Here is a 25357-nt window from a genome sequence, read left to right on the forward strand (position 1 = left end):
TTTTTGTTTTAGTAAGATGGTCACATAAAAAAGAACTTTTGATAGTTCTTTTTTATGCCACTGCTCTTTCATTCCATGAGTCTTTGAACATTATGTTCCCATCACAGTAAATCCATTCTATAGATTCATAACGAATTTCAATTTCTTCCATATGCTTACTTGCAACGCCTATTGGGAATAAAATGGGAGAAATTCTTGTAATTTTTACGTTTTCCATCTTTATATTAAAGTATTCTACTTCCATTCCTGCTTCATTAATCTTATACATTTTAATTAAAGCTTTTTTTAATGTTCTACCCTGACATACCGCCCTGAATAAATAGGGGGTAAGGCGATCTATCTCTTTTTCAAATGTAATTGGAACATGTAGGCGTGTTCCAGTAAGTTTTCCAGTGTTATAATCTGTAGGGATCCATACAGAATGATTGAACGATTTAAGTTCTGTGGAACCCAATCGTGTAGGCATTAAACATTCACCTATTATAGGTGAGTTATTTTCATCGGTAAGCCACATATATGCTGGTATAGACATTTATTTTTTTCCTTTATAAAAAAGTATTAATGAAAATATAGTCACTACTATCGAGACGATAATTATAAATGAAACTTTGTTATTATTGACTAGAGCCGAAACGAAAATGGAGATCATTATAATAAAAAAATAATCCCCCAACCTATAAGATCATTAATGCAATTATCTTTAATACTGGTAAATAAACGCTTAACACAACGCCAAAGAAATTCATTTATTAAATTAAACATTATCACATCATTCTCTTTAATGCTTGGGTAATTTCTTCATCTGAGGCTAAGCTAATATTCAGATATCCTGCTTTCATGATAATCGGTTCGATCAAGAAATACAGCATTTCTAATCCCTCTCTGTATAAAGCATTATAAAATAATGGACAAAAATATTTCAGATTATTTGCACTTTCAGCAGCATGTTGAACAATGCCATAAATATTTGCGCCTCCCACCACCCATCCGACTCTGCTACCTATTTTTTTCATTAATGCATCTTGAACTACTAAACTCATCTTGTTCCCATAGCATATATAAGATGTCACAGCATATATTAAACCATTTTTTGAAATGTATTTTATAGAGTAGTGTGTTGTAAAGGGTGTTAATTTCTCAAGGATTGATTTTTTTTCTACTTCACTCTTATTTTTTAGAAGTGTTTCAATGTATATTTTTACCATCCGGAATATAACATCCCGATGTTTTATCAGTTCATACAGAGAAAACAAAAATCTTTTATCCTCAGATATTAGTTTATTACACACATCTTGATAATTGTCTGTAAGACAAGAGGTATAATAAAGTAATCGTGTTACGCCATCCTCCAGACCATTTACATAATCGACAACCCCCTCTTTAACTCCAGCTAACGCTTTATCTAATCGCACTGCTAGCTCTTTATCGGTTCCAATTTTCCTAATGATTTCTTCGCTGTAATACATAATATATTCCTTTAATTTAATGCGTTTATCTTCTTATGCGAAAAGATTTGATCAAGTGATCATGCTCTCACTTTTGTTAAATAGGGAAAAAGATTACTCTTTATCATCTTGATGTATGTATGTGCTTAAATAATTAATGTGGTGAATCTAAAACTGGATTGTCAGTTGTTTATTATTTTGATTGGCTTATTTCCCGATTTCAAAGTGCGTCCGGAGAGGTAATCACGGATTCCAACCCGTCCTGCACCTCTCTCACGTAAATTACATTATTATTTGTTCTTTTTGGACGTCCTTTGTTGTAAGAGAGGGGGGAGAGAATGTGGCCGCAGAGGAATTTTGCGAGGCGCTTTCCAGTTTCTTTCGAAGTTAGTTGCTGGATAAATCCACAGTAATAAAATGGCGGCGCACCTGCAAAATCAGGTGTCGGGATTGGCGTCCTGAAAGTGTGTGAGCAGCAGTAATGCTGCAGGCTTCGTTCGCCCTAAGGAAAAGGGTATAATTCTGCATCTGGCGGGCGAATCGGAAGCTTCTTTTGAAGCGCCAGTAGCACACACACTGGTACGCCAATTCCTTTTCGTCCGCCGCCAGCAAATTGGCGTTTCCTGCGGTGGTAAATTCAAAGTGTGTGAAGGAATTACCCAATGAATACAGAAAACAATTTCGCCCATTTATACAGCGAACTCTCCCTCAACCCCGATCTCCCAACCCTTGCCGAGCGCTGCAAACTGCTCACCGAAATCCTTCTCGACTGCAAATCCCTCCCGCAAACGCAGCCCGTTTGCCGCTGTCTCGGAGCCTACCTGGAAGAGGTGAAATCCGGCCTCACAGAATCAATGCGTGATTTTCAGGTGGTGGAATTTGAGGACGAAGCGGAACAGCCGCGACAAAAAGAGTGGTTGCTGGAAGATACAGAAACGAAATGCGACTACTGCCGGGCGTTAAACCATGTGCTGCTGGTGTCGCATTTTGACCGTGATATGTTGCCGCACCTCACGGGACTCCTTCATGACATTACGCATTCGATGGCCGCGGATGTCGTTGCACCTCAACGTGCAGAAACGGTAATTCACATTATTTCCTGAGTGCAATCCGAGGCGTCGGGGGTGTTCCTCTGACGCCATTGGTTTAAACCCTTTTTTCTGATGCTTACGTAACGTATTGATTTATATGGTGCGAATTTACGTTCCAGAAAAAAGGGTTTTTATGCGTTAAAGTTGATTATTTTGTTTGCTAACAATAAGATGGCGTTGTTTCCTTTCAGTTCACTGCCGTACAGGCAGCTTAGAAAAAATATCACCAGATGATAATGCGGGCGCCAATGTTCACTGCCGTACAGGCAGCTTAGAAACGATTCTCGCGTTCAGCGTCCGGAGTATTTAGGTTCACTGCCGTACAGGCAGCTTAGAAATGTCGGCAAACCAAAATAATCCGCCATATCACGTTCACTGCCGTACAGGCAGCTTAGAAAACGTCAGCGCGCGGCCAGACATTATCCCGGTCAGTTCACTGCCGTACAGGCAGCTTAGAAAACTTTCACAGCAAGCGCAGACATTTTTACGTTGTTCACTGCCGTACAGGCAGCTTAGAAAGGTGCGCTGTCGTTCGCCTGCGAGTTATCAATGTTCACTGCCGTACAGGCAGCTTAGAAAAGCCGCGACGACTCCACGCCGATTTCACCACTTGTTCACTGCCGTACAGGCAGCTTAGAAAGAAGTATTACCGCGAAAACATGCCCTCGTTTAGTTCACTGCCGTACAGGCAGCTTAGAAACCAGAGCCGAACAGGTAGAAGCTGCCGTTCGCCGTTCACTGCCGTACAGGCAGCTTAGAAATTCGGCGTTTCTGGAGCATATAAACATGGTTTCGTTCACTGCCGTACAGGCAGCTTAGAAATCTGCTTCAGAACGTCGCCAGCTGCAGCCAGAGTTCACTGCCGTACAGGCAGCTTGGAAAACGACCGCGAGCAGATGAGCCGTATGGCCCATGTTCACTGCCGTACAGGCAGCTTAGAAAGGCTCGGCTAATTGGGTAGGTGAAGGGAAGGGGTTCACTGCCGTACAGGCAGCTTAGAAAAGTGGTGCCCGTGACCTTGAGCTGGCAGACGAGTTCACTGCCGTACAGGCAGCTTAGAAAATTATGCTGCCTCCTGGTAGTGCAGACGGAACGTTCACTGCCGTACAGGCAGCTTAGAAAACGAAAGGGAAAGCAGTGCATTCACTTACGTAGTTCACTGCCGTGCAAGCAGCTTAGAAAAATGAGCAACATCGACAAACAGGCGCTACAGGGTTCACTGCCGCACAGGCAGCACAACTAAAATCCACCCTCAAAAACATTCACCTTGCCTATTTTAAACTTAATACCATCAAACCCACACTCTCTATTTTTCACAATAAATAAAAAAATCATTCACGCGTCAATTATATTCTAATAAATATATTATTCGTAAAGATAATACATTAAATGAAAAAATAGTTTTTCGCTTTATTATTACGGTAATTACTCTTCATTTGATACCCGTCAAATTTGTTTTCATCTTATCTCCGATAACATACCGCCCATTCAACACCTTGAAATAAAAGCCCTTGCCATGTCCGTAAACAGCATCACTCCAACAGACTTAAAAACCATTCTGCATTCAAAACGCGCCAACATTTATTATCTGGAGAAATGCCGCATCCAGGTAAATGGTGGACGCGTTGAATATGTCACTCAGGAAGGCAAAGAGTCGTTTTACTGGAATATTCCCATCGCTAATACCACGGCGGTGATGCTGGGAATGGGAACATCTGTTACGCAAATGGCAATGCGGGAATTTGCACGGGCAGGCGTGATGGTCGGCTTTTGCGGAACGGACGGCACGCCGCTTTATTCTGCGAACGAGGTGGATATCGACGTCTCATGGCTTTGCCCGCAAAGCGAATACCGCCCGACGGCGTATTTACAAAACTGGGTCTCATTCTGGTTTGATGAAGAAAAACGTCTGCAGGCTGCAAAGCAGTTTCAGTTTATTCGTTTGCAGCAAATCGAAAAGCAGTGGGCAGGGCTGCGGATGCAGCGAGAAACGTCTTTTCAGCCCGATCGAGACGGGCTGGAAACTATTCTGGAGCGTGCGAAGCAGGGTATGGAAAACGCGCAGGATCACACCTCGCTGATGCTCCAGGAAGCTCAGCTCACAAAATCACTCTACAAGCTGGCCAGCCAGACGGTGGGGTACGGCAGCTTTACCCGCGCCAAACGGGGAGGCGGGGCGGACATGGCGAACCGTTTTCTCGATCAGGGCAACTATCTGGCCTACGGGCTGGCGGCTGTCGCAGCCTGGGTGACGGGCATTCCTCATGGCCTGGCCGTCATGCACGGTAAAACCCGACGCGGCGGGCTGGTTTTTGATATTGCCGATTTAATCAAAGACGCCCTCGTTATGCCGCAGGCCTTTATTGCGGCCATGGAGGGTGAGGATAATCAACAGTTTCGTCAGCGCTGCATCAACGCGTTTCAACAGGCAGATGCGCTGGATGTGATGATCGCCACCTTGCAGGAAACCTCTAACTCGCTGGCGAGCGTCGCAAAATGAATGTGCTGATTATCTCCCGATGTACCAAACGTGCGCGCGAGCAAAGCTGTCAGATTATCGATCAGTTTGCTGAACGTACGGGTGACGCGGCATGGCAGACGACGATTACGATGGAAGGTGCCATCACGCTGCGCAAGTTGCTGCGTAAAACGGCACGTCGTAACACCGCCGTGGCCTGTCACTGGCTGAAAAAAAACGGTCAAACCGAACTGTTGTGGATAGTCGGGAATTTGCGTCGCTTTAACGCGCAGGGGCGCGTGCCAACAAATCGCACAACGCTGCAAATTATCCGTAATGACAGCGAACACCGCTGGCAAAGTGCGGAAAGCATCGCCCTGCTGGCGGCGATTGCCGGGCTTTTTCATGACTTTGGTAAAGCGGGGATGTGCTTCCAGCAGACGCTGAAGGGTGAAAGTCAGCACCTTTGCCAGCCGTATCGCCATGAGTGGGTCTCGGTTCGTCTGTTCGAGGCGTTTGTAGGGGAACGAACAGATGAGCAGTGGCTGACATCCCTCACTCAGCTAAAAGCTGCTGATGAAACGGCCATGCTGAAAGCGCTGAAGATGGATACGGACAAGAACTGCAGCCTTTTGGAGAAACTCCCACCTCTGGCTAAAGTGGTGGTATGGCTGATGTTATCGCATCACCGCTTACCGCAGTCGCATTCGACACGTCCTCAGTTGATCTACTGCGAAGGCTGGTTTGAGAAACAGCTGAACGCAGACTGGAACTCGCTTAACCATAAATCCACCGAAAAACATCAGTGGAAAGAGCGTGATTTTAAAAACGTCTGGAAATTCCCCCTGGGCACGCCGCTAAAAAGTAAAACCTGGCGCGAGAAGGCCAGACAGATTGGTAAACGCATCCGAAACCTGCCCGCGCTGCTTCAGGCGGGATCGCTGGATAATCGTCTTACTATCCATCTCGCTCGCCTGTCGCTGATGCTGGCCGATCACGTTTACTCCTCTCAACCCGCGTATGCCGGATGGCAGGATGATGCCGTCCAGTGCTGGGCTAACAGCGACCGCCAGTCCGGGCAGCTCAGGCAAAAGCTGGATGAGCACAATGTCGGCGTCGCGCATCTGGCGCTGTTGATGGGGCGTTCTCTTCCGGCGTTGCGCCGTTCGTTACCCGCCATCGCCCGGCATAAAACGTTTCGGGAGCGCGCAAAAGAAAAACGCTTTTCCTGGCAAAACGACGCGTGGGACGTTGCGTCCTCCCTGCGCGAGAAGAGTGCCGAGCAGGGCTTCTTCGGCATCAATATGGCCTCAACCGGATGCGGTAAAACCTTTGCTAACGCCCGGATTATGTATGCACTGGCAGATGAGCAGGCAGGGTGTCGTTTCAGCGTGGCGCTGGGGTTACGCACGCTGACGCTGCAGACGGGTCAGGCTTTGCAGTCGCGCCTGGGACTGGATGACGACACGCTGGCCGTCGTGACCGGTGCCGCAGCAGTGAGGGAGTTATATCAGGGTAATGACGCTGAAGATACCAGCAGCGCCAGCGACGAAACGTTCTTCGCCAGCCATCACTACGTACATTACGAAGGGGCGACCAGTAGCGGTATCGCCCAGCAGTGGCTGGCGAAAGAACCGGCGCTCAATCGCCTGGTCAGTGCCCCGGTGCTGGTGACAACCATCGATCACCTGATGCCTGCAACGGAAGGCGTGCGCGGCGGCAGGCAGATCCCCGCTATGCTGCGTCTGTTGACCAGCGATCTGGTCCTTGATGAGCCTGATGACTTTGACATTGATGATTTGCACGCTCTTTGTCGGCTGGTGAACTGGGCCGGAATGCTCGGCTCTCGCGTGCTGCTGTCCTCCGCAACGTTACCTCCTGCGTTAACGGAAGCGCTGTTTGAAGCCTATCGGGAAGGGCGCAGAGCCTGGCAGGCCGCGTGCGGTCAGTCGGACAGACCGATGAGTATCTGCTGCGCCTGGTTTGATGAGTATGGCGCGCAGCCGCAGGATGTGGCCGACGATGCTCAATTCCGTCAGGCGCATGGCGATTTTGTCAGGCAGCGGATTAAACGTCTGCCAGACCATCCCCGGCTTCGTCTGGGTAAACTGGCCGCCGTGGAGCCGCCCGCTTCCCGCAATGCTGATGTTATCTCTGCGCTGGCGCAGACGCTGCACCAGCAAATGTTCGCGCTGCACGGTCATCACCGTAGCACCCATAAAAGTGGCAAAACCGTGTCGTTTGGTCTGGTGCGGATGGCGAACATCAACCCGCTGGTTGCCGTCGCGCAGGCGCTGATGGCATTACCTTCTCCGGACAATTATCGCATTCATTATTGCGTGTACCACAGCCAGCACCCATTGGCGGTGCGTGCGGCGATTGAAAAGCGACTCGATGCCGCGTTCACGCGGCACGAACCGGAGCGGGTCTGGCAGTTGCCTGACGTTAAGCAGGCGCTGACGTCACCGGAACAGCATCATCTTTTTGTCGTGCTCGGAACATCCGTTCTCGAAGTCGGGCGCGATTTTGATACCGACTGGGGGATTATCGAGCCGAGCTCAATGCGTTCACTTATTCAGTTTGCGGGGCGTATTCAGCGCCATCGTCAGATCGTGCCTGAGAGCGAAAATCTGGTGATCCTGGAACGCAACGTCCGCGCGCTTCGCGGAGAAAAGGTCGCCTACTGCCGACCCGGTTTTGAAACTGAGCATCATCTGCTGCCTCACCACGATCTCCATGAACTGCTCAGCGAAGAGGGCTATCGCACGCTGAATGCGATCCCGCGCATCGTTGAAAACCTACCCGGCAATGCGCTGGCGGAGCTGGAGCATGCGCGCTTGCGCGCCGCGCTGCTGGACGGCGGCGATAAGTCAGATGCTGTAGCCGCGTCGTGGTGGCGGCTGCCGCTGACGTGGAACGGTGAGTTGCAGCGGCGGACGCCGTTTCGCCGCGCTTCACCGCAGGAATCGTTCTTTCTGAGTATGAAAGAGGAAGGCGATGAACCCGAGTTTTGCCTGATGCAGGAAAACGGGGTGTTAAAACCTGCGGGAGGATTTTGCGAACAGGCGTTATCCATGGCAGACGGCGTAGCGCCGTGGATTGAAATTGATTATGCCGAGGTATTACAGGCGCTGGCCGAGACGAAGCAGATGGAACTGGATGCGGTGTCGCGACGGTATGGCGAGATTACGTTAAGAGTCAGCAGGGAGGAGGAGACGGAACAATGGCTGTATCACCCGATATTGGGTGTGTTCAGGGAATATCGATAAAGAGCCAGGAGCGAGTATGTCAGTTGAAGCACTAAGCGCTTTCATCGCTGAGTACATTGCCGGACGACGGCAAACAAAGCTGGAAGCATTTGATAAAGAGGCCGCAAAGCGCAGCGATACAGATAGCGCAACGCTTGCGGCTGAACGCCGGGATATAGAACTTCGCTATGAGCCGAAAGCGTGGCTGACGGATGCCGCGAAGCGAGCCGGACAAATTAACCTCGTGACCCATGCGGCGAAGTTCACCCACGGGGATTCAAAAAGTAGCAGTATTTACAGCGAGGCAGTGGCGAGAGAAGGGTATCTCGGCAGTGCAGCGTTGTCAGGTCTGGAACCGGACGCCGTGGGAAATGCCGCAGCACTGGATGTGGCTAAGCTCATGCAAACGCGTACTGAAGATGGCGATTCCCTTCTGGCGAGCCTGAAACGGGGTAACCACGCTGCGCTGTCGGCATTTACCGACGATGAGAATCAGCTAAATGAGTGGGTTGCGGGATTATCGCGAGCCTTCGCTCCCGGAAAACCAGCATCACATAAGCTGGCGAAGCAAGGCTATTTTCCCGTTGGCGAGAGTTACCATATTTTAAGCCCGCTGTTTGCCACCTCGCTCGTTCACGCGGTACACCAAAAAATGGTTGCCCTGAGGTTTGGGGAAGAGATGAAAAACGTCTGGAAAGCGCGGCGCGAGAAATCCTGGCATCCTGGTACGCTAACGCTTTTCCCGGATTCAGCGGAAATGCACTTTGGGGGCACCAAACCGCAGAACATTTCCTATCTTAACAGCGTGCGCGGTGGGCGTGTCTGGCTCCTGTCCTGCCAGCCGCCGCAGTGGAAAAAGTCAGTCAAGCCACCCACGACTTTACGTTCCCTCTTTACGTCAGGGAGTCAGTTCGATCGCCGCGCGAAGGGCATCGTTCAACTGCTTGCTTCATTACTGACCAGAACTGGTGATTATACCAACTTCCGTATTCGTGAGGCGCTTGATGGCTATATCAATGCGCTTATCGACCTGTTGTTCGACGTGGCGGCACAGCTTCAACAGCAAGCCTGGCAAAACTGGACGTTAAAATGCCCTGAGCTGGAGAACAATCAAAAACTTTGGCTAGATCCCTGGCGTACCAAAACAGACGAAGCTTTTCGTCTTGAGCGAGACAAAGATGACTGGCAGACCCGCGTGGCAACGGATTTTGCCGTCTGGCTGAACGTGCGTTTGCGTAAGTCGTTGAAGGAGTTGGGGAAAGTTGAACAACATGAATGGGAAACTCGGGAACGTTTTCGCACTAATCTGCGCGAGATGGAGAAAATCCTTCAGGAGGCGCTGAAATGAGCTCACTGATTTTGCTTCGTCGTATCAGCGTCGAAAACGCCAACGCGATTGCCGGGCTGACATATGGTTTCCCTGCAATTACGCATTTTCTGGGATTCTCTCATGCGCTGTCTCGCCGTCTGACCGAAACGCACGAGCTTCGCATCGATGGCTGTGCCGTCGTGAGCCACGAACACCAAATCCACGCGCATACCTCCGGCCGTGATTATCAATTTGCCCTGACCCGCAATCCGCTTACCCGTGAAGCGAAAACAGCCTCCTTTAATGAAGAGGGGCGCATGCATATGACGGTTTCGCTGCTGCTGGAATGTCACGGGGAAATCCCCAACGGTGAATACGGGCAGCGCGACCTGGCCGAGTTTCTGTCTCAGGTGTGCCCTACGCTCCGACTGGCGGGGGGAATTATCGTCGATATCCAGGATATTTCGGTTATGGCGATGCCTGCCAGCGCTCAGGAGATGGGCCGATTACAGTGGCAACTGATGCCGGGCTTTGCTTTACGCGATCGCAGTAGCTGGCTGGGCAAACATCATCAAACGCTTCTTGAAAACGATCCTAACGCCACGCTGCTTGACGCCTGGCTGGATTTTGCTGCTCTCAAAATACAGGCCGAAACGCCGGAAGACGGCAACATACGCGAAGGCGAACCGGCCAACTGGCACGTTGTTCCCAAACCCTATCCCGGTTATCTGGTGCCATTAATGACCGGCTACCAGCGTATCTCTGAACTGTTCGCTCCGGGTGTAGTGGCAAATGCACGCGATGCGGAAACGCCCTTCGCGTTTACGGAAGCCGTGTATGGCGTGGGCGAATGGTGCGGCCTGCACCGGATTCGGTCACTGGAAGATATTTTCTGGCGTTATCGCACGACAGAAACAGGCTACTACTGTCAGGGCGCGGGCGCGCCGGTGACATCTGAACATCTTAATTAAAAAGGACTTATCTATGGCAAAGGCTCCAACTGCCGTTAAAACGGCATCCGTACTGGCATTTGAACGTAAACTGGCAACCTCGGATGCGGTGATGTATTCCGGAAGCTGGGAGGGCAAGCAGTGGCAGCCGATCCGCATCCAGGAAAAAGCGGTGCGCGGCACTATTTCTAACCGTCTGAAAAATGCGCTCACCAACGATACGACAAAACTGGATGCTGAGATCCAGAAAGCGAACCTGCAGCGTGTGGATGTGGCGGCGCTGCCTGCCGATGCAGACACCCTGAAGGTGAAATTTACCCTGCGCGTGCTGGGTAATCTGTCGACGCCTTCTGTGTGTAATGACCGAGCCTATCAGGATGAACTTCAGCAGGTGATCGACGGCTATATCAGTGAACACGGTTTTGCCGAACTGGCGCGTCGCTACGCAACCAACCTGGCGAACGGCCGTTTTTTATGGCGCAACCGCGTCGGTGCAGAAAAAATTATCGTGACCGTAACGGGCAGTAAGTCGTGGACGTTTGATGCATACAATTATGCGCTGCGAGATTTTTCTGCCAGCGACGAGAGCCTAAACGCACTGGCGCAGGAAATCGAAAAAGGGCTGAGCGGTGAAGGATTTGTTCTCCTGAACGTCGAAGCGCAGGTGCTGCTTGGTGCCGGTCAGGAGATCTTCCCGTCGCAGGAGCTGGTCCTGGACAGCAACAGCAGTAAGAGCCGCCTGTTATATCAGGTAGACAGCGTTGCGGGCATGCACTCGCAGAAAATCGGGAATGCCATTCGAACTATCGATACCTGGCACCCTCAGGTAGATGCGCTGGGCGCTATCGCTGTCGAGCCGTACGGCTCAGTCACCAGCCGCGGCGTGGCCTGTCGTCAGCCGAAAGAGAAAATGGACTTCTACACCTTGCTGGATAACTGGGTGACGAAAGGCCAAAAGCCTGACGTTGAACAGCAGCATTACGTGATGGCCGTCCTGATCCGCGGCGGTGTCTTCGGTGAGAAGGGCGACTAAGGAGTAGTTATGGATCACTATCTTGAGATCCGCGTCCTGCCCGACCCGGAGTTCAGCGAGGAGATGCTGATGGCCGCGCTGATGGCTAAACTGCATCGTGCGCTGGGCCAGCGGGGGCTGGGGGATATTGGTATCAGCTTCCCTGCACATGGCATTAAGCCCGGCGCGGTGTTACGCCTGCACGGTACTCAAACGGCGTTAAGCGAACTTGAATCACTCCTATGGCGAAAAGGATTGAGCGACTACTGCATGTCCTCAGACATCCAGCCCGTGCCTGTCGTCAATCAGTGGCGCTGCGTGAGCCGCGTCCAGGTGAAAAGCAGCGCGCAGAGGCTCATGCGACGCTCGGTGAAAAAAGGATGGCTTACAGAGGAGGAGGCGCAACAACGTCTTCTGACGATGCAGGAGGCGAGGACGGATTTACCCTGGCTAAACCTGCGCAGTCTCTCTACGGGCCAGTCTTTTAAGCTCTTTATTCGTCATGGTGATTTGCTCGCTACGCCTGTCTCCGGGATGTTTACGACCTACGGACTCAGCGCGACGGCAACGGTTCCCTGGTTCTGAGACGCATAGCCGCATCCGCGTTCAGGGTGCGGTTTTTTCAGCCAGTCGGGTATCAAAAATAAAGGACAGCTGCTGAACTGAATTGAGCGCCGTGTGGAATGCCGGATGTAAAGGGTTAAGGATTGCGTTGTTTTCATAAGGAATGATGCAGGAAGGTAAAATAAGCGCGAGGGCACGGTTAGCCTGCAACCATCCGGTTCCCAGATCCATCGTTGATACTGGGGCTGGATTTTCCTGCCAGTCCTCGGGGAGCCACGCTTTATCCAGGTAATCAATCTGATCATCCGGAATATCAATGCTGAAAAGCTGGTACTGATTCAGCACGCTATCTTTTCGAACGTGCACCAAAATCTCCAGTGAGGCGAGTGAAATGGAGGTGGATACATAAACAGCTGGATGGCCTTTATGGTTCCAGCGTCCGCCATATTGGTTTGCACCACTTCCACTCCACGCTTCGCTGGCATAGCGCCCCGTTACCAGTCGATAAAAAATCATGCGAATACGCCATGTTCAAGTCGACCAATCAGGTCGGTGACTTCCAGCGCACCGGTTTCCGTAGCGATCAGGTCGACAGGGGCAACATTTCCCAGTCCGCGCACCGGTGCCTGCAGCCAGTTCCATGCCTCTTCTTTACTACCAAAATAGTCGACGGCAGCATCCAGCACCCGAACGAAACGGGCCACGCGTTCGCTTTCATCCGGCGTCAGCGTTCGTCCCGCGCTTTTGCGGCGGGCCACGTTGCGTTCGTTAATTCCGGTGACGCGCAAAATGTCTGCTTTCGACATCGCGGTCCACTCATGAATGTTGTCGAGGACGCTGACGGGTAATCCCTGATTGAGAAATTCAATCAGCCGCATACCTCTGTTTGCAGGTAAACCGGCGTACCGCCAAAGCGCGTTATCAGCAGGTTTCTGCGCGGGGATCCATGTTCTCATGTTACCTCCGGGTTTATGTCATTTGTCATGGTTTAGTATAGCCATTTGTCAGGGTGAGTGAAATGGTTGTTTTGTATGCAGAGGGGAAAGTGGGGCATTTGACCCTAATTTTTTGTGTATTTGTAATGCATTGATTTTAAATGGATAATTTGGGTGGGTAAAAAAGAGGGTAAGAGAAGGGTTTTTAGCTTTTTTTGTATGAAAATCATAATAGTGTGGGGATATTATTCCAGTGCACTGCTGTACAGGCAGCTTAGAAATTGGGCAGTCAGGTTGCGCTGGATATGAACCTGTGCACTGCTGTACAGGCAGCTTAGAAATGGAAAATACGGGTAAAGCCTGTTCAGGGTGTGTGCACTGCTGTACAGGCAGCTTAGAAACGTTGCTCCGTCCGGTCATGGCGTGACAGCTAGTGCACTGCCGTACAGGCAGCTTAGAAAGTCATGCGCTGGCCTGGCAGCCGCCAGGACATCGTGCACTGCCGTACAGGCAGCTTAGAAAGCAACTACCTGCCCGATCTGAGCATTTAGACGGTGCACTGCCGTACAGGCAGCTTAGAAACAGAAGAGGCGCGGAAAGTGCTGGAGGACGTGGTACACTGCCGTACAGGCAGCTTAGAAACGAAGGGCCGGGCTGAGACAGCAGGGCTGGCTGTGCACTGCCGTACAGGCAGCTTAGAAATTGTAACTCCATCCCGAACACTGAGCCGCTTCATCCACTGCCGCACACGCAGCTTAGCAAAATAGAAAATAAGGTCTCCCCCCTTACTCTCTTCACTGTCGAACAGACAGCCCTGAAGCAGAAACAAAACCTAAATAATTGTTCAAATAATCAACTGCACCAAAAAAAATAAGGCCGGGAAAATCCCGGCCTTATTTAATATTCATCTGCCATTACAGGCGAAAACAATTAGCGACTACGGAAGACAATGCGGCCTTTGCTCAGGTCGTACGGGGTCAGTTCAACAGTCACTTTGTCGCCCGTTAAAATGCGGATGTAGTTTTTGCGCATTTTACCGGAGATGTGCGCAGTTACCACGTGACCGTTTTCCAGCTCTACGCGAAACATGGTATTAGGCAACGTATCAAGTACGGTACCCTGCATTTCAATATTGTCTTCTTTGGCCATCTAATCCTCTGGGGTATCACTACCAAGTTTTGAACCGGCAAGATAATGCCGAAATTCATCAATTAAGTAAAGAATTGCGCGTTTAAAACGCAGCAAAACAGTTTCAGCGCATTGCCCAAGCGTCACGGTACAACCGAACGGAAAGCGCATTCGTAAAGGGGAAACGACAGGATAAACGTCAGGACGTTATCTGAAGCGAGGGTCCCAAACGGCGGCGGGGCAACAGGCAGAAGCTACTCTGCGGCATAATTATAACACCCTCATAAAAAATATGCGGAAAACATTTAGGCATTGGGCAGAAAGAGTGTACGCGGCACCCAGAAGTCGCGCGGGAGCTTCTCCTGACGGCAATTATCGAGATGTTCAATGTAGTGGCGGCGGGAGATTTCAACGGCGCCGAGCGAGGCGGTGTGCTCGTTAAGCACCTGGCAATCCATCAGTCGTCCGCCACGCTGGGCAAATTCCTCGCAGAACACTAGCAGTGCCGTTTTTGAGGCATTAACCGCACGCGAGAACATCGACTCCCCACAAAACAGCGTTCCCTGGGCCACGCCGTACATGCCGCCCATCAGTTCACCGCCATTCCATACTTCAATAGAATGCGCGTAACCCAGCTCATGCAGCTGATGATAGGCGGAGATAATATCGCGGGTGATCCACGTGCCTTCGTGCCGATCTTCCGCGCAGCCTTCTATGACCTGACCAAAAGCGTGATTCAGGGTTACGCGATACGGCGACTTTGCGTGAAAGCGCTTCATGCTGCGGCTAACGTGAAACTGCGCTGGCCACAATACGGCTCGTGGGTCGGGCGACCACCATAAAATCGGGTCGCCGGGGGAAAACCACGGAAAAATCCCGCGCTGATAAGCCATCAACAGACGAGCTGGGCTGAGATCGCCGCCCAGTGCCAGCAACCCGTTAGGTTCACGTAGCGCCCCCTCCGGAGAAGGGAACGCAATATTATGACGAGACAGCTGGACCAGGCGCATGACAGCAGAACTCCAATACGCGAGTGAGGATCGGTACAAATATAGTCTACAGACGCTGTTTAAACTGGTAGTAGCGACCCTGTTTTGCCAACAGTTCTGCGTGACTACCTTGCTCAATAATGTGTCCGTTGTCCATCACAATTATCCGATCGAAACTCGCCAGTCCGCGCAGGCGGTGTGTGACCATCAGCACCGTTTTGCCTGCCATCACCGTCGCCAGTAAATCAAGGATTTGGCTCTCGGTGGTGGCGTCCAGCCCTTCGGTAGGTTCGTCCAGCAACATCAGCGGCGCATCGTGCAGCAGCGCACGGGCAATTGCCAGACGACGCAGTTCGCCGCCGGAGAGTTGACGGCCCCCTTCACCCAGCCAGCTGTTTAGCCCTTCGTCTTCAAGCAGCTTATGCAGACCGACCTGTTCGAGCGTGGTACGAAGTGCATCGTCAGATGCGTCCGGCGCTGCCAGCAGCAGGTTGTCGCGCAGCGTGGCGCTAAACAGATGCACGCGCTGTGGGACAACGCTAACGGTCTTGCGTAAGGTCTGCTCGCTGAAATCAACCAGCGGCACTTCGTTAAACAGGATCTGACCGCGCTGCGGATCCCAGGCGCGCGTCAACAGCTGCAGCAGTGTCGACTTACCGCATCCGGTGCGCCCAAGGATTGCAATGCGCTGACCCGGGTTAACGGAGAGATTGATATCTTCAAGCGCATTCTGCGCCTGTGCATCATAGGCGAAGGTGACGTTGTTCAGCGTCAGCGCAACCTGCGCAGGAACCGCACTCTGTTCAGCAGTGAATTTCACCTCTGGTTCCTGCTCGGCAATTTCCGTGATGCGCAGGGCAGAGGCTATAACCTGTCCAAGATGCTGGAAGGCACCCGTCACAGGTGCCAGCGCTTCGAAGGCTGCCAGGGCACAGAAAACAAAGAGTGCAATCAGCGGGCCTGGCTGAACATTTCCACCCACGCCGCCGGAGGCCATCCACAGCATCGCGATAACAGCCACGCCGCCGATGAGCATCATCAGCGCCTGGGAGAAGGCCGTGAGTTCAGACTGTCGACGCTGGGCTTCATGCCAGTTCAACTCCGTACTTTCCATACGCGCGCGGTAACGCTTGCTGGCACCGAAAAGGGTCAGCTCTGCCTGACCCTGCAGCCACGAAGTTAACTGCTGGCGATATTCTCCCCGCAGGCGGGTCAGGTTTTCGCCAGTGGATTTACCGGCGCGGTAAAACAGCGGCGGCAGGATAATCAACGTCAGCAGCATAATGCCGCCTAGCGTCAGTGCGATAGGGACGTCCAGTACACACAGCCCCAGCGTGACGACAACAATCACCACAAACGCGCCGACTATCGGTGAAATCACGCGCAGATAGAGGTGATCCAGCGTATCGACATCCGCAACCACGCGGTTGAGCAATTCGCCCTGACGAAAACGCGCCAGCCCGGCAGGGGAGAGCGGGAGCAGCTTGCTGAAAGTGTAAATGCGCAGGTGCTGGAGCACGCGGAACGTGGCGTCATGGCTGACCAGACGCTCGAAGTAACGCCCGGCGGTACGGGTAATGGCGGTGCCACGCACGCCCGCAGCCGGGAGCATATAGTTAAAGCTGTAGAGTCCGGCGAAACCTGCAACGGCAGAGGCAGACAAGAACCAGCCGGAAAGGGTGAGCAAGCCGATGCTGGCAAGCAGGGTAATAATCGCCAGCACGATCCCCAGCGTCAGCATCCATTTGTGGCGCTTATACAGGGCAAGATAAGGGAGCAGGGCACGCATCAGATGTCCTCCTGACGATTCGCGAGAAGGGCCGCGAAAGGCCCCTGCGCGGCAACGAGTGAGGCGTAATTGCCTTGCTCAACGATTTGACCGTTTTCCATCACCCAAATCTGGTCCCAGTCGGCGATGCCTTCAAGCTGGTGGGTGACCATCAGCGTGGTTTGCTGCGCTGATGCGGCATTAAGCGCTTCCATCACGCGTTGTTCGCTGTGCGCGTCCAGGCTGGCGGCAGGCTCATCCAGCAACATCAGTTGGCACGGATTTAACAACGCGCGGGCAACTGCCACACGCTGCGCTTGCCCCACGGACAGCCCGGCAGACTGGTCGCCAACGACCGTATCTACGCCCTGCGGGAGCAGCGGCAGAAATTCGCTAACCCAGGCACGATCGAGGACCGACTGCAGCTCGTCATCCCGCGCGTCCGGGCGAGCCAGAAGCACGTTTTCGCGTAGCGTGGAAGCCGGAAGCTGCGGGTTTTGTCCCACCCAGCTCAGCTGTTTGCGCCAGGCATCAGGCTCCAAATCGGACAACTCAGTTTTATTAATGCACAGTGAACCGGTGTAAGCCATAAAGCCGGAGAGTGCGTTCAACAGCGAACTTTTCCCTGAGCCACTGGTTCCGACCAGCACCACGCGCTGTCCTGCAGGCAGGGTAAAGTTCAGCGGACCTGCCAGCACTTTGCCTTCGGGTGACAGAACAGAAAAATTCTTCGCCTCAATCGTCACGGACTCTTTGGCGTTCAGGGTGATGTCACCGCGCTCAGGATGCGCCAGCGGTGTTTCAAGGAAGGTTTTCAGGCTATCGGCTGCGCCAACCGCCTGTGCTTTGGCATGGTAAAAGGTGCCAAGATCGCGCAGCGGCTGGAAAAACTCCGGGGCCAGGATCAGTGCCAGGAAACCTGCTGAAAGCGTTACGGCGGTGCCGTAGTGGCCGAAATCCAGCGCGCCGAGGTACGAGAACCCGAAGTAGACCGCCACGAGGGCAATCGACAGCGAGGTGAAGAATTCAAGCACGCCAGAGGAGAGGAATGCGAGACGCAGCACTTCCATGGTGCGCTGACGGAAATCCTGAGACGCGAGACGAATATTTTCCGTTTCCGCGTCACCCCGGCCAAAAATACGCAGGGTTTCCATTCCGCGCAGCCGGTCAAGGAAATGGCCGCTCAGGCGGCCCAGCGCGAGGAAGTTACGACGGTTAGCATCCGCCGCACCCATACCGACCATCGCCATAAACAGCGGGATCAGCGGGGCGGTACCCAGCAGGATCAGCGCCGCTACCCAGTTGGTCGGGAAAATCGCAATCAGTATCAGCAGCGGTACGCAAACGGCCAGCGCCATCTGCGGCAGGTAGCGGGCGTAGTAGTCGTGCATATCGTCGATTTGCTCAAGGATCAGCGTCGCCCAGCTCCCCGCAGGTTTACCCTGGATCCAGGCCGGCCCGGCCTCCTGAAGACGATCCAGGACCTTACGGCGGATCTCGTAGCGGATATGCTGCCCGGCATGAAAACCAACGCGTTCACGCAGCCAGACGACCCACGCGCGAAGAACAAAAACCAGAATCAGGACAATAAAGGGCAACAGGAGCGCTTCACGCGGAATGTTCTCCATGATCATATGATTAAGAATGCGGGCCAGCAGCCATGCCTGGGCAACAATCAACAAACCACTGACGAGCCCCAGAAGACGGGAAATCATGAGCCAGCGGCGGGAAAGAACGCTTTGCTGTTTAAGCCAGCGTGTTAACTCTTGTTGACGGGTTTTTTCCATTGCGTACTTAGCAGGTGACGTTATAAGAAATTAGACAACTGCATGTTACACGTGGGGAAAAATAAAGGCGACCTGTGGCCGCCTTTATTTACGTTTGTTACTGACTTGTAAAGATTATTTACCTTGTTCAGCCAGTCCGTCGAGGTAGCGTTCAGCGTCCAGCGCGGCCATACAGCCGGTGCCCGCAGAGGTAATCGCCTGACGGTAAATATGGTCCATCACGTCACCAGCCGCAAACACGCCCGGGATGCTGGTCTGGGTCGCGTTACCGTGAATACCAGACTGCACTTTGATGTAGCCGTTTTCCAGCTCCAGCTGACCGTCGAAGATCGCAGTGTTCGGGCTGTGACCGATCGCCACAAACAGACCCGCCACTTCCAGCGACTCGATGTTATCGGTGTTCTGAGTATCGCGCAGACGCAGACCGGCAACACCCATCTGGTCGCCCGTCACCTCTTCCAGGGTACGGTGGGTGTGCAGCACGATGTTGCCGCTTGCCACTTTATCCATCAGGCGTTTGATCAGGATCTTCTCCGCGCGGAAGGTGTCGCGACGGTGGATCAGGTGTACTTCAGAGGCGATGTTCGCCAGGTAGAGCGCTTCTTCCACCGCGGTATTACCACCGCCGATGACCGCGACTTTCTGATTGCGATAGAAGAAACCGTCGCAGGTGGCGCAGGCAGAGACGCCGCGACCCTTGAACGCTTCTTCAGACGGCAGACCAAGGTAACGGGCAGAGGCGCCGGTGGCGATGATCAGCGCGTCGCAGGTGTATTCGCCGCTGTCGCCCGCCAGGCGGAACGGACGGTTCTGCAGATCGACCTTATTGATGTGGTCGAACAAAATTTCGGTTTCGAATTTGGCGGCATGCTCGTGCATACGTTCCATCAGCAGCGGCCCGGTCAGGTCGTTCGGGTCCCCTGGCCAGTTTTCCACTTCGGTGGTGGTGGTCAGCTGACCGCCTTTTTCCATACCGGTGATGAGTACCGGGTGCAGGTTAGCGCGTGCAGCATAGACCGCTGCGGTATATCCCGCAGGTCCAGAACCAAGGATTAGCAGCTTACTGTGTTTGGCCGTGCCCATGAGATCCCCATTGTTGTTGGCAGACATTTGGCTGGATTGTAGGGAATTTGTTGTCGTAAAAAAAGAGCGCAGCAATTTTGATATCAATCTGTGTAATAGCCACGGACGATGAATGACGCGCTATAACATCACTCTTTCTCCTTAAAACCGGTCGTTTATAAGGCAATAAAATGACGATTAATACCCTGCCGTAATGAATATCCGGCATGTTGTACTAAAAATCGATGTTTTGCTTTGACAATCACCTGCGCTTTTGCGAAAACATTCAAGGAAGAAAAAAAACCGCGTTAACCGTGTGCCGCATAGGCATGCACGTAAATGCCATTTTTACCGTGTCAGTGAAATCTACGCATGGCGTGGACAGACGCCATACGTGATGTCGGTGACTGCCTTCGGGCAACGGTCTTCTTACCAACAGAACCCGAATCCGCATCGCGTCTAATACATAACCAGGCGATGTGATGACTAACGGGTACAGGCTCTGAACAGTGATGTGCACAGGGTCCAGGCAGGAGTAGGGAAGGAATACAGAGAGACAATAATAATGGTAGATAGCAAGAAGCGCCCTGGCAAAGATCTCGACCGTATCGATCGTAACATTCTTAATGAATTGCAAAAGGATGGGCGTATTTCCAACGTCGAGCTTTCAAAACGTGTGGGACTTTCCCCGACGCCGTGCCTTGAGCGTGTGCGCCGACTGGAAAGACAGGGTTTTATTCAGGGCTATACGGCTCTGCTGAACCCGCATTATCTGGATGCCTCACTTCTGGTATTTGTTGAGATTACTCTGAATCGTGGTGCACCGGATGTGTTTGAACAATTTAACGCCGCTGTACAAAAACTTGAAGAAATTCAAGAGTGTCATCTGGTTTCCGGTGATTTCGACTACCTGTTGAAAACCCGTGTGCCTGATATGTCCGCCTACCGTAAGCTGCTGGGTGAAACCCTGCTGCGTCTGCCGGGCGTGAACGACACCCGTACCTATGTGGTGATGGAAGAGGTCAAACAGAGCAATCGTCTGGTTATTAAGACGCGCTAACACGGAACAGGTGCAAAATCAGCGTAGTTTGATTACACTCCTGTTAATCCATACAGCAACAGTGCCGGGGAGTCCCCGGCGCTGTTGTCCGTTTTAGCAAACAGGCAGGATATGCCTGATACCTGGAGAGCCTTTCTTGAGCCAGGAATACACTGAAGACAAAGAAGTCACACTATCGAAGCTAAGCAGCGGACGTCGTCTCCTCGAGGCTTTGCTGATGGTTATTGCCCTTTTCGCCGTCTGGCTGATGGCAGCCTTACTCAGTTTCAACCCCTCCGATCCCAGCTGGTCGCAAACCGCATGGCATGAGCCTATCCATAATTTAGGCGGTGTACCGGGTGCCTGGCTTGCGGACACGCTCTTTTTCATTTTCGGTGTGATGGCTTATACCATTCCCGTCATTATCATTGGCGGATGCTGGTTTGCCTGGCGTCATCGTCAGAATGACGACTACATCGATTACTTCGCTGTCTCGCTGCGCCTGATTGGCGCGCTGGCGTTGATTCTCACGTCGTGCGGGCTGGCGGCTATAAATGCCGACGATATCTGGTACTTCGCCTCCGGTGGCGTAATCGGCAGCCTGCTGAGTTCCGCCCTGCAGCCGATGCTTCACAGCAGCGGTGGCACCCTGACGCTGCTTTGTATCTGGGCCGCAGGGTTGACCCTGTTTACGGGCTGGTCGTGGGTGAGCATCGCCGAGAAGATCGGCAGCTTTATTCTCACTATCCTCACTTTCGCCAGTAACCGTACCCGTCGTGACGATACGTGGGTCGATGAAGACGAATATGAAGATGAGTACGAAGAGGAAGACGAGGCGCCTGTACAGCGTCGTGAATCTCGCCGTGCCCGTATTCTTCGCGGCGCGCTCGCGCGTCGTCAGCGCGTCGCTGAAAAATTTGCCAATCCGCTGGGGCGTAAAACCGATGCGGCGCTCTTTTCCGGCAAACGCATGGATGAAGACGAGCAGGTTGAGTACCGTGCGGCGGGTGCCGCCGTCGATCCTGATGATGTGCTCTTCTCCGGCAACCGTGCGATGCCAGGCGATTTTGACGAATATGATCCGTTGCTGAATGGTCATTCAGTTACAGAGCCTGTCGCAGCCGCCGCTGCCGCAACCACGGCAGCGCAGGCTTTTGCTGCGCCTGCGGAAGCCGTAACGCCATCCGCGCCCGTTCCTGCACCGGAGTCTGTTATCCAGCAGCCTCAGGTTGACTGGCAAACTGCGCCGGGTGTTCACACCCCGGAACCTGTTATTGCGCCTGAACCAGAAAGTTATGTTCCTGTGCAGCAGGAACAATGGCAGCAACCTTATCAGCCGGAGCCTGTGTATGAACCACAGGGATACCCGGAATATGAGCAGCCGGTCGCACAGCCGTATGTACCGGAGCCGGTAGAACCTGCGCAGCCATACGTACAACCTGAGCCTGACGTGGCAGAAGAGGCGAAACCGTCTCGTCCACCAATGTACTATTTCGAAGAAGTGGAAGAGCGTCGTGCCCGTGAACGCGAGCAGCTGGCAGCCTGGTATCAACCTGTGCCGGAGCCGGTGCAGGAGCCTGTCACAAAAGCGCCTTCCGTTTCCGTACCGCCAGTCGATCCAACGCCAGTGGCAGAGAGCGTGAAGCAAGCCTCTGTCGCCGCTGCCGCTGCTGCACCGGTCTTTAGCCTCGCGACAGGCGGCGCGCCTCGTCCTCAGGTGAAAGAGGGCATTGGCCCGCAATTGCCTCGCCCGAATCGCGTGCGTGTACCCACGCGCCGCGAACTGGCTTCCTACGGTATCAAGCTGCCTTCCCAGCGTATGGCTGAAGAAAAAGCGCGTGAATCGGACTATGAAGACGACGCCGATGAACTCCATCAGGATGAGCTGGCGCGTCAGTTCGCCGCGCAGCAAAATCAGCGTTACGGCGAAGAATATCAGCACGACGAGCAAATCCAGGAAGATGAAGACGACGCGGCAGAAGCGGAATTAGCCCGCCAGTTCGCCGCTACGCAGCAGCAGCGTTATTCTGGTGAACAGCCTTCGGGTGCGAACCCGTTCTCACTGACGGATTTTGAATTCTCACCGATGAAAGATCTGGTGGATGATGGCCCAAGCGAACCGTTGTTTACCCCGAGCGTAATGCCGGACGCTGAGCCCGTGCGCCAGCAGCCTGCGCCTCAGGCCTACGCGCAGCCGCAACAACCTGTTCAGCAGCCGTATGCGCAACCGCAGCAGCCAACACAGCCGCCGCAGTTCCAGCAGCCTGCGCCTCAGCCACAGGAAAGCCTTATTCACCCGCTGCTGATGCGTAACGGTGACAGCCGACCGCTGCAGCGTCCAAGCACGCCGCTGCCGTCTCTGGATCTGTTAACGCCGCCGCCGGCAGAAGTGGAGCCGGTCGATACCTTTGCGCTTGAACAAATGGCGCGTCTGGTAGAAGCCCGTCTGGCTGATTTCCGCATCAAGGCGGATGTGGTGAACTACTCCCCGGGTCCGGTGATCACACGATTCGAACTGAACCTGGCACCTGGCGTAAAAGCGGCGCGTATTTCTAACCTGTCCCGCGACCTGGCGCGTTCTCTCTCAACCGTGGCGGTACGTGTGGTGGAAGTGATCCCAGGCAAGCCGTACGTTGGGCTTGAGCTGCCGAACAAGAAACGCCAGACCGTTTACTTGCGAGAAGTGCTGGATAACACCAAGTTCCGCGATAACCCATCCCCGCTGACTGTGGTGCTGGGGAAAGATATCGCGGGCGACCCGGTGGTGGCAGATCTCGCGAAAATGCCTCACCTGCTGGTTGCCGGTACCACCGGTTCCGGTAAGTCTGTCGGCGTGAACGCCATGATCCTCAGCATGCTGTATAAAGCGCAGCCGGAAGATGTGCGTTTCATCATGATCGACCCGAAAATGCTCGAACTGTCGGTCTACGAAGGCATTCCGCATCTGCTGACCGAAGTGGTCACCGACATGAAAGACGCCGCCAACGCCCTGCGCTGGAGCGTCAATGAGATGGAACGCCGCTACAAGCTCATGTCTGCGCTGGGCGTGCGTAACCTGGCCGGTTATAACGAGAAAATTGCCCAGGCTGTGCGCATGGGGCGTCCTATTCCGGATCCTTACTGGAAGCCGGGTGACAGCATGGATGCCCAGCATCCGGTGCTGGAAAAACTGCCTTATATCGTCGTGCTGGTGGATGAGTTCGCCGATCTGATGATGACCGTCGGTAAGAAAGTGGAAGAGCTGATTGCTCGTCTGGCGCAGAAAGCGCGTGCGGCGGGTATTCACCTTGTGCTGGCGACGCAGCGTCCTTCCGTAGACGTTATCACCGGCCTTATCAAAGCGAACATTCCGACGCGTATTGCGTTTACCGTATCAAGTAAAATTGACTCCCGTACCATTCTTGACCAGGGCGGCGCTGAGTCGCTGCTGGGTATGGGTGATATGCTTTACTCTGGCCCGAACTCCACCTCGCCGGTGCGTGTCCACGGTGCGTTTGTCCGCGATGAGGAAGTTCACGCCGTCGTGCAGGACTGGAAAGCGCGTGGTCGACCGCAGTACGTTGATGGTATTACCAGCGATACGGAAAGCGAAGGCGGCGGCGGCGGCGGCTTCGACGGCGGCGAAGAGCTGGATCCGTTGTTCGATCAGGCGGTTAACTTCGTGACCGAAAAACGCAAAGCGTCTATTTCTGGCGTGCAGCGTCAGTTCCGCATCGGCTACAACCGCGCGGCGCGTATCATCGAGCAGATGGAAGCGCAGGGCATTGTGAGCGAGCAGGGGCATAACGGTAACCGCGAGGTGCTGGCACCGCCGCCGTTTGATTAACCTTCAGCGATTGCAAAGAAGGGTAAATCAGCCAAAATTAAGCATTTTCTTCTGTCGCCTGCCTTCGGGCAGGTCCAGAATGGAAGACGGAACCCCCATAACGGGAAGACGTATTTTAAGGAATAACAATGAAAAAAATCGCCATCGCCTGTGCATTACTCACCAGTTTTGTCGCCAGCAGCGTCTGGGCTGATGCAGCCAGCGACCTTAAAAGCCGACTGGATAAAGTAAGCAGCTTCCACGCCAGCTTCACGCAAAAAGTGACTGACGGCAGCGGCAACGCGGTGCAGGAAGGCCAGGGAGATTTGTGGGTGAAACGCCCAAATCTGTTTAACTGGCACATGACCCAGCCGGATGAGAGCATCCTGGTGTCTGACGGTAAAACCCTGTGGTTCTTCAACCCGTTCGTTGAACAAGCCACGGCAACCTGGCTGAAAGATGCGACCAGCAATACGCCATTTATGCTGATCGCCCGCAACCAGTCCAGCGACTGGCAGCAGTACAACATCAAACAGAACGGTGATGAATTTGTCCTGACGCCGAAAGGCAGCAACGGCAACCTGAAGCAGTTCACCATTAATGTGAGCAGCAACGGTACCATCAATCAGTTCGGTGCGGTTGAGCAGGACGACCAGCGCAGCAGCTATCAGCTGAAGTCCCAGCAAAACGGCGCTGTTGACGCATCGAAATTCACCTTTACCCCGCCGCAGGGCGTAACGGTGGATGACCAACGCAATAAGTAAGAG

The 25357-nt window shown here is 53.2% G+C and carries 19 protein-coding genes and 2 CRISPR repeat arrays; of the genes, 10 read left to right on the forward strand and 9 right to left on the reverse strand.

Annotation, left to right across the window (positions count from 1 at the left end):
- Positions 1–52: 52 nt before the first annotated feature.
- Together K5E19_RS00090 and K5E19_RS00095 are read right to left on the reverse strand one after the other, a co-directional pair.
- Entirely contained in the window at positions 53–532 is a 480-nt protein-coding gene (locus K5E19_RS00090) for a type VI secretion system tube protein TssD (RefSeq protein ID WP_221549499.1), read from the reverse strand.
- Between the two features lie 232 nt (positions 533–764).
- A complete protein-coding gene (locus K5E19_RS00095) occupies positions 765–1466 on the reverse strand; it encodes a hypothetical protein (RefSeq protein ID WP_221549501.1) in 702 nt (233 codons plus the stop codon).
- Positions 1467–2107: 641 nt separating this feature from the next.
- Between K5E19_RS00095 and K5E19_RS00100 the strand changes: the two genes are divergently transcribed.
- From K5E19_RS00100 to cas6f, 7 genes are all read left to right on the forward strand, one after another.
- The gene (locus tag K5E19_RS00100; RefSeq protein ID WP_221549503.1) at positions 2108–2548 is read left to right on the forward strand and encodes a hypothetical protein; all 441 of its coding nucleotides are present in this window, start codon (positions 2108–2110) and stop codon (positions 2546–2548) included.
- Positions 2549–2726: 178 nt separating this feature from the next.
- A CRISPR array of direct repeats spans positions 2727–3718; the repeat unit is 28 nt; unit sequence GTTCACTGCCGTACAGGCAGCTTAGAAA.
- 334 nt (positions 3719–4052) lie between these two features.
- Positions 4053–5036: a type I-F CRISPR-associated endonuclease Cas1f gene (gene cas1f, locus K5E19_RS00105; protein WP_221549505.1), complete on the forward strand. Its 984-nt coding sequence runs from the start codon at positions 4053–4055 to the stop codon at positions 5034–5036.
- Entirely contained in the window at positions 5033–8263 is a 3231-nt protein-coding gene (gene cas3f / locus K5E19_RS00110) for a type I-F CRISPR-associated helicase Cas3f (RefSeq protein WP_221549507.1), read from the forward strand. Before cas1f ends, cas3f begins: the two co-directional genes overlap by 4 nt.
- Before the next feature lie 16 nt (positions 8264–8279).
- A complete protein-coding gene (gene csy1, locus K5E19_RS00115) occupies positions 8280–9590 on the forward strand; it encodes a type I-F CRISPR-associated protein Csy1 (protein WP_221549509.1) in 1311 nt (436 codons plus the stop codon).
- Positions 9587–10522, forward strand: a complete 936-nt coding sequence (gene csy2, locus K5E19_RS00120; protein WP_221549511.1) for a type I-F CRISPR-associated protein Csy2 — start codon at positions 9587–9589, stop codon at positions 10520–10522. The genes csy1 and csy2 overlap by 4 nt, the downstream gene beginning before the upstream one ends.
- A gap of 13 nt (positions 10523–10535) precedes the next feature.
- Positions 10536–11534, forward strand: a complete 999-nt coding sequence (gene csy3 / locus K5E19_RS00125) for a type I-F CRISPR-associated protein Csy3 (RefSeq protein WP_221549513.1) — start codon at positions 10536–10538, stop codon at positions 11532–11534.
- A 9-nt stretch (positions 11535–11543) separates the two neighbouring features.
- Positions 11544–12098: a type I-F CRISPR-associated endoribonuclease Cas6/Csy4 gene (gene cas6f / locus K5E19_RS00130; protein WP_221549514.1), complete on the forward strand. Its 555-nt coding sequence runs from the start codon at positions 11544–11546 to the stop codon at positions 12096–12098.
- 21 nt (positions 12099–12119) lie between these two features.
- Here the strand turns inward: cas6f and K5E19_RS00135 are convergent, their stop codons facing one another.
- The 7 genes from K5E19_RS00135 to trxB all read right to left on the reverse strand — a co-directional run bounded on the left by K5E19_RS00135 (position 12120) and on the right by trxB (position 19767).
- The gene (locus K5E19_RS00135; RefSeq protein WP_221549515.1) at positions 12120–12593 is read right to left on the reverse strand and encodes an RES family NAD+ phosphorylase; all 474 of its coding nucleotides are present in this window, start codon (positions 12591–12593) and stop codon (positions 12120–12122) included.
- Complete coding sequence (locus K5E19_RS00140) at positions 12590–13033, reverse strand: antitoxin Xre/MbcA/ParS toxin-binding domain-containing protein (RefSeq protein WP_023337017.1); 444 nt, start codon at positions 13031–13033, stop codon at positions 12590–12592. The genes K5E19_RS00135 and K5E19_RS00140 overlap by 4 nt, the downstream gene beginning before the upstream one ends.
- A 235-nt stretch (positions 13034–13268) precedes the next feature.
- A CRISPR array of direct repeats spans positions 13269–13774; the repeat unit is 25 nt; unit sequence CACTGCCGTACAGGCAGCTTAGAAA.
- Positions 13775–13942: 168 nt separating this feature from the next.
- On the reverse strand, positions 13943–14161 hold the full coding sequence (gene infA, locus K5E19_RS00145; RefSeq protein WP_002211347.1) for a translation initiation factor IF-1: 219 nt from the start codon (positions 14159–14161) through the stop codon (positions 13943–13945).
- 284 nt (positions 14162–14445) lie between these two features.
- Positions 14446–15150, reverse strand: a complete 705-nt coding sequence (gene aat / locus K5E19_RS00150) for a leucyl/phenylalanyl-tRNA--protein transferase (RefSeq protein ID WP_221549516.1) — start codon at positions 15148–15150, stop codon at positions 14446–14448.
- A gap of 46 nt (positions 15151–15196) precedes the next feature.
- Positions 15197–16918, reverse strand: a complete 1722-nt coding sequence (gene cydC, locus K5E19_RS00155) for a heme ABC transporter ATP-binding protein/permease CydC (RefSeq protein ID WP_221549519.1) — start codon at positions 16916–16918, stop codon at positions 15197–15199.
- On the reverse strand, positions 16918–18684 hold the full coding sequence (gene cydD, locus K5E19_RS00160) for a heme ABC transporter permease/ATP-binding protein CydD (RefSeq protein ID WP_221549522.1): 1767 nt from the start codon (positions 18682–18684) through the stop codon (positions 16918–16920). The genes cydC and cydD overlap by 1 nt, the downstream gene beginning before the upstream one ends.
- A gap of 114 nt (positions 18685–18798) precedes the next feature.
- Positions 18799–19767, reverse strand: a complete 969-nt coding sequence (gene trxB, locus K5E19_RS00165) for a thioredoxin-disulfide reductase (RefSeq protein ID WP_221549524.1) — start codon at positions 19765–19767, stop codon at positions 18799–18801.
- A 544-nt stretch (positions 19768–20311) separates the two neighbouring features.
- Between trxB and lrp the strand changes: the two genes are divergently transcribed.
- The 3 genes from lrp to lolA all read left to right on the forward strand — a co-directional run bounded on the left by lrp (position 20312) and on the right by lolA (position 25354).
- Positions 20312–20806: a leucine-responsive transcriptional regulator Lrp gene (gene lrp / locus K5E19_RS00170; protein ID WP_000228469.1), complete on the forward strand. Its 495-nt coding sequence runs from the start codon at positions 20312–20314 to the stop codon at positions 20804–20806.
- A 136-nt stretch (positions 20807–20942) separates the two neighbouring features.
- Positions 20943–24611, forward strand: coding sequence for a DNA translocase FtsK 4TM domain-containing protein (locus K5E19_RS00175; RefSeq protein WP_221549526.1), 3669 nt, complete (start codon positions 20943–20945; stop codon positions 24609–24611).
- 128 nt (positions 24612–24739) lie between these two features.
- Positions 24740–25354, forward strand: coding sequence for an outer membrane lipoprotein chaperone LolA (gene lolA, locus K5E19_RS00180; protein ID WP_221549528.1), 615 nt, complete (start codon positions 24740–24742; stop codon positions 25352–25354).
- The last annotated feature ends 3 nt before the right edge of the window (positions 25355–25357 follow it).

This window comes from Enterobacter sp. RIT637 (assembly GCF_019718755.1).
Lineage (GTDB): Bacteria > Pseudomonadota > Gammaproteobacteria > Enterobacterales > Enterobacteriaceae > Enterobacter.

Excerpts from the sequence above, each read along its gene's own strand:
- trxB (WP_221549524.1), bottom strand. The coding sequence starts at position 19,767 with ATGGGCACGGCCAAACACAGTAAGCTGCTAATCCTTGGTTCTGGACCT.
- infA (WP_002211347.1), bottom strand. The coding sequence starts at position 14,161 with ATGGCCAAAGAAGACAATATTGAAATGCAGGGTACCGTACTTGATACG.
- K5E19_RS00095 (WP_221549501.1), bottom strand. The coding sequence starts at position 1,466 with ATGTATTACAGCGAAGAAATCATTAGGAAAATTGGAACCGATAAAGAG.
- cas3f (WP_221549507.1), top strand. The coding sequence starts at position 5,033 with ATGAATGTGCTGATTATCTCCCGATGTACCAAACGTGCGCGCGAGCAA.
- K5E19_RS00100 (WP_221549503.1), top strand. The coding sequence starts at position 2,108 with ATGAATACAGAAAACAATTTCGCCCATTTATACAGCGAACTCTCCCTC.
- csy2 (WP_221549511.1), top strand. The coding sequence starts at position 9,587 with ATGAGCTCACTGATTTTGCTTCGTCGTATCAGCGTCGAAAACGCCAAC.
- cydD (WP_221549522.1), bottom strand. The coding sequence starts at position 18,684 with ATGGAAAAAACCCGTCAACAAGAGTTAACACGCTGGCTTAAACAGCAA.
- cydC (WP_221549519.1), bottom strand. The coding sequence starts at position 16,918 with ATGCGTGCCCTGCTCCCTTATCTTGCCCTGTATAAGCGCCACAAATGG.
- K5E19_RS00090 (WP_221549499.1), bottom strand. The coding sequence starts at position 532 with ATGTCTATACCAGCATATATGTGGCTTACCGATGAAAATAACTCACCT.
- lolA (WP_221549528.1), top strand. The coding sequence starts at position 24,740 with ATGAAAAAAATCGCCATCGCCTGTGCATTACTCACCAGTTTTGTCGCC.
- cas1f (WP_221549505.1), top strand. The coding sequence starts at position 4,053 with ATGTCCGTAAACAGCATCACTCCAACAGACTTAAAAACCATTCTGCAT.
- K5E19_RS00140 (WP_023337017.1), bottom strand. The coding sequence starts at position 13,033 with ATGAGAACATGGATCCCCGCGCAGAAACCTGCTGATAACGCGCTTTGG.
- csy3 (WP_221549513.1), top strand. The coding sequence starts at position 10,536 with ATGGCAAAGGCTCCAACTGCCGTTAAAACGGCATCCGTACTGGCATTT.
- lrp (WP_000228469.1), top strand. The coding sequence starts at position 20,312 with ATGGTAGATAGCAAGAAGCGCCCTGGCAAAGATCTCGACCGTATCGAT.
- csy1 (WP_221549509.1), top strand. The coding sequence starts at position 8,280 with ATGTCAGTTGAAGCACTAAGCGCTTTCATCGCTGAGTACATTGCCGGA.
- aat (WP_221549516.1), bottom strand. The coding sequence starts at position 15,150 with ATGCGCCTGGTCCAGCTGTCTCGTCATAATATTGCGTTCCCTTCTCCG.
- K5E19_RS00135 (WP_221549515.1), bottom strand. The coding sequence starts at position 12,593 with ATGATTTTTTATCGACTGGTAACGGGGCGCTATGCCAGCGAAGCGTGG.
- cas6f (WP_221549514.1), top strand. The coding sequence starts at position 11,544 with ATGGATCACTATCTTGAGATCCGCGTCCTGCCCGACCCGGAGTTCAGC.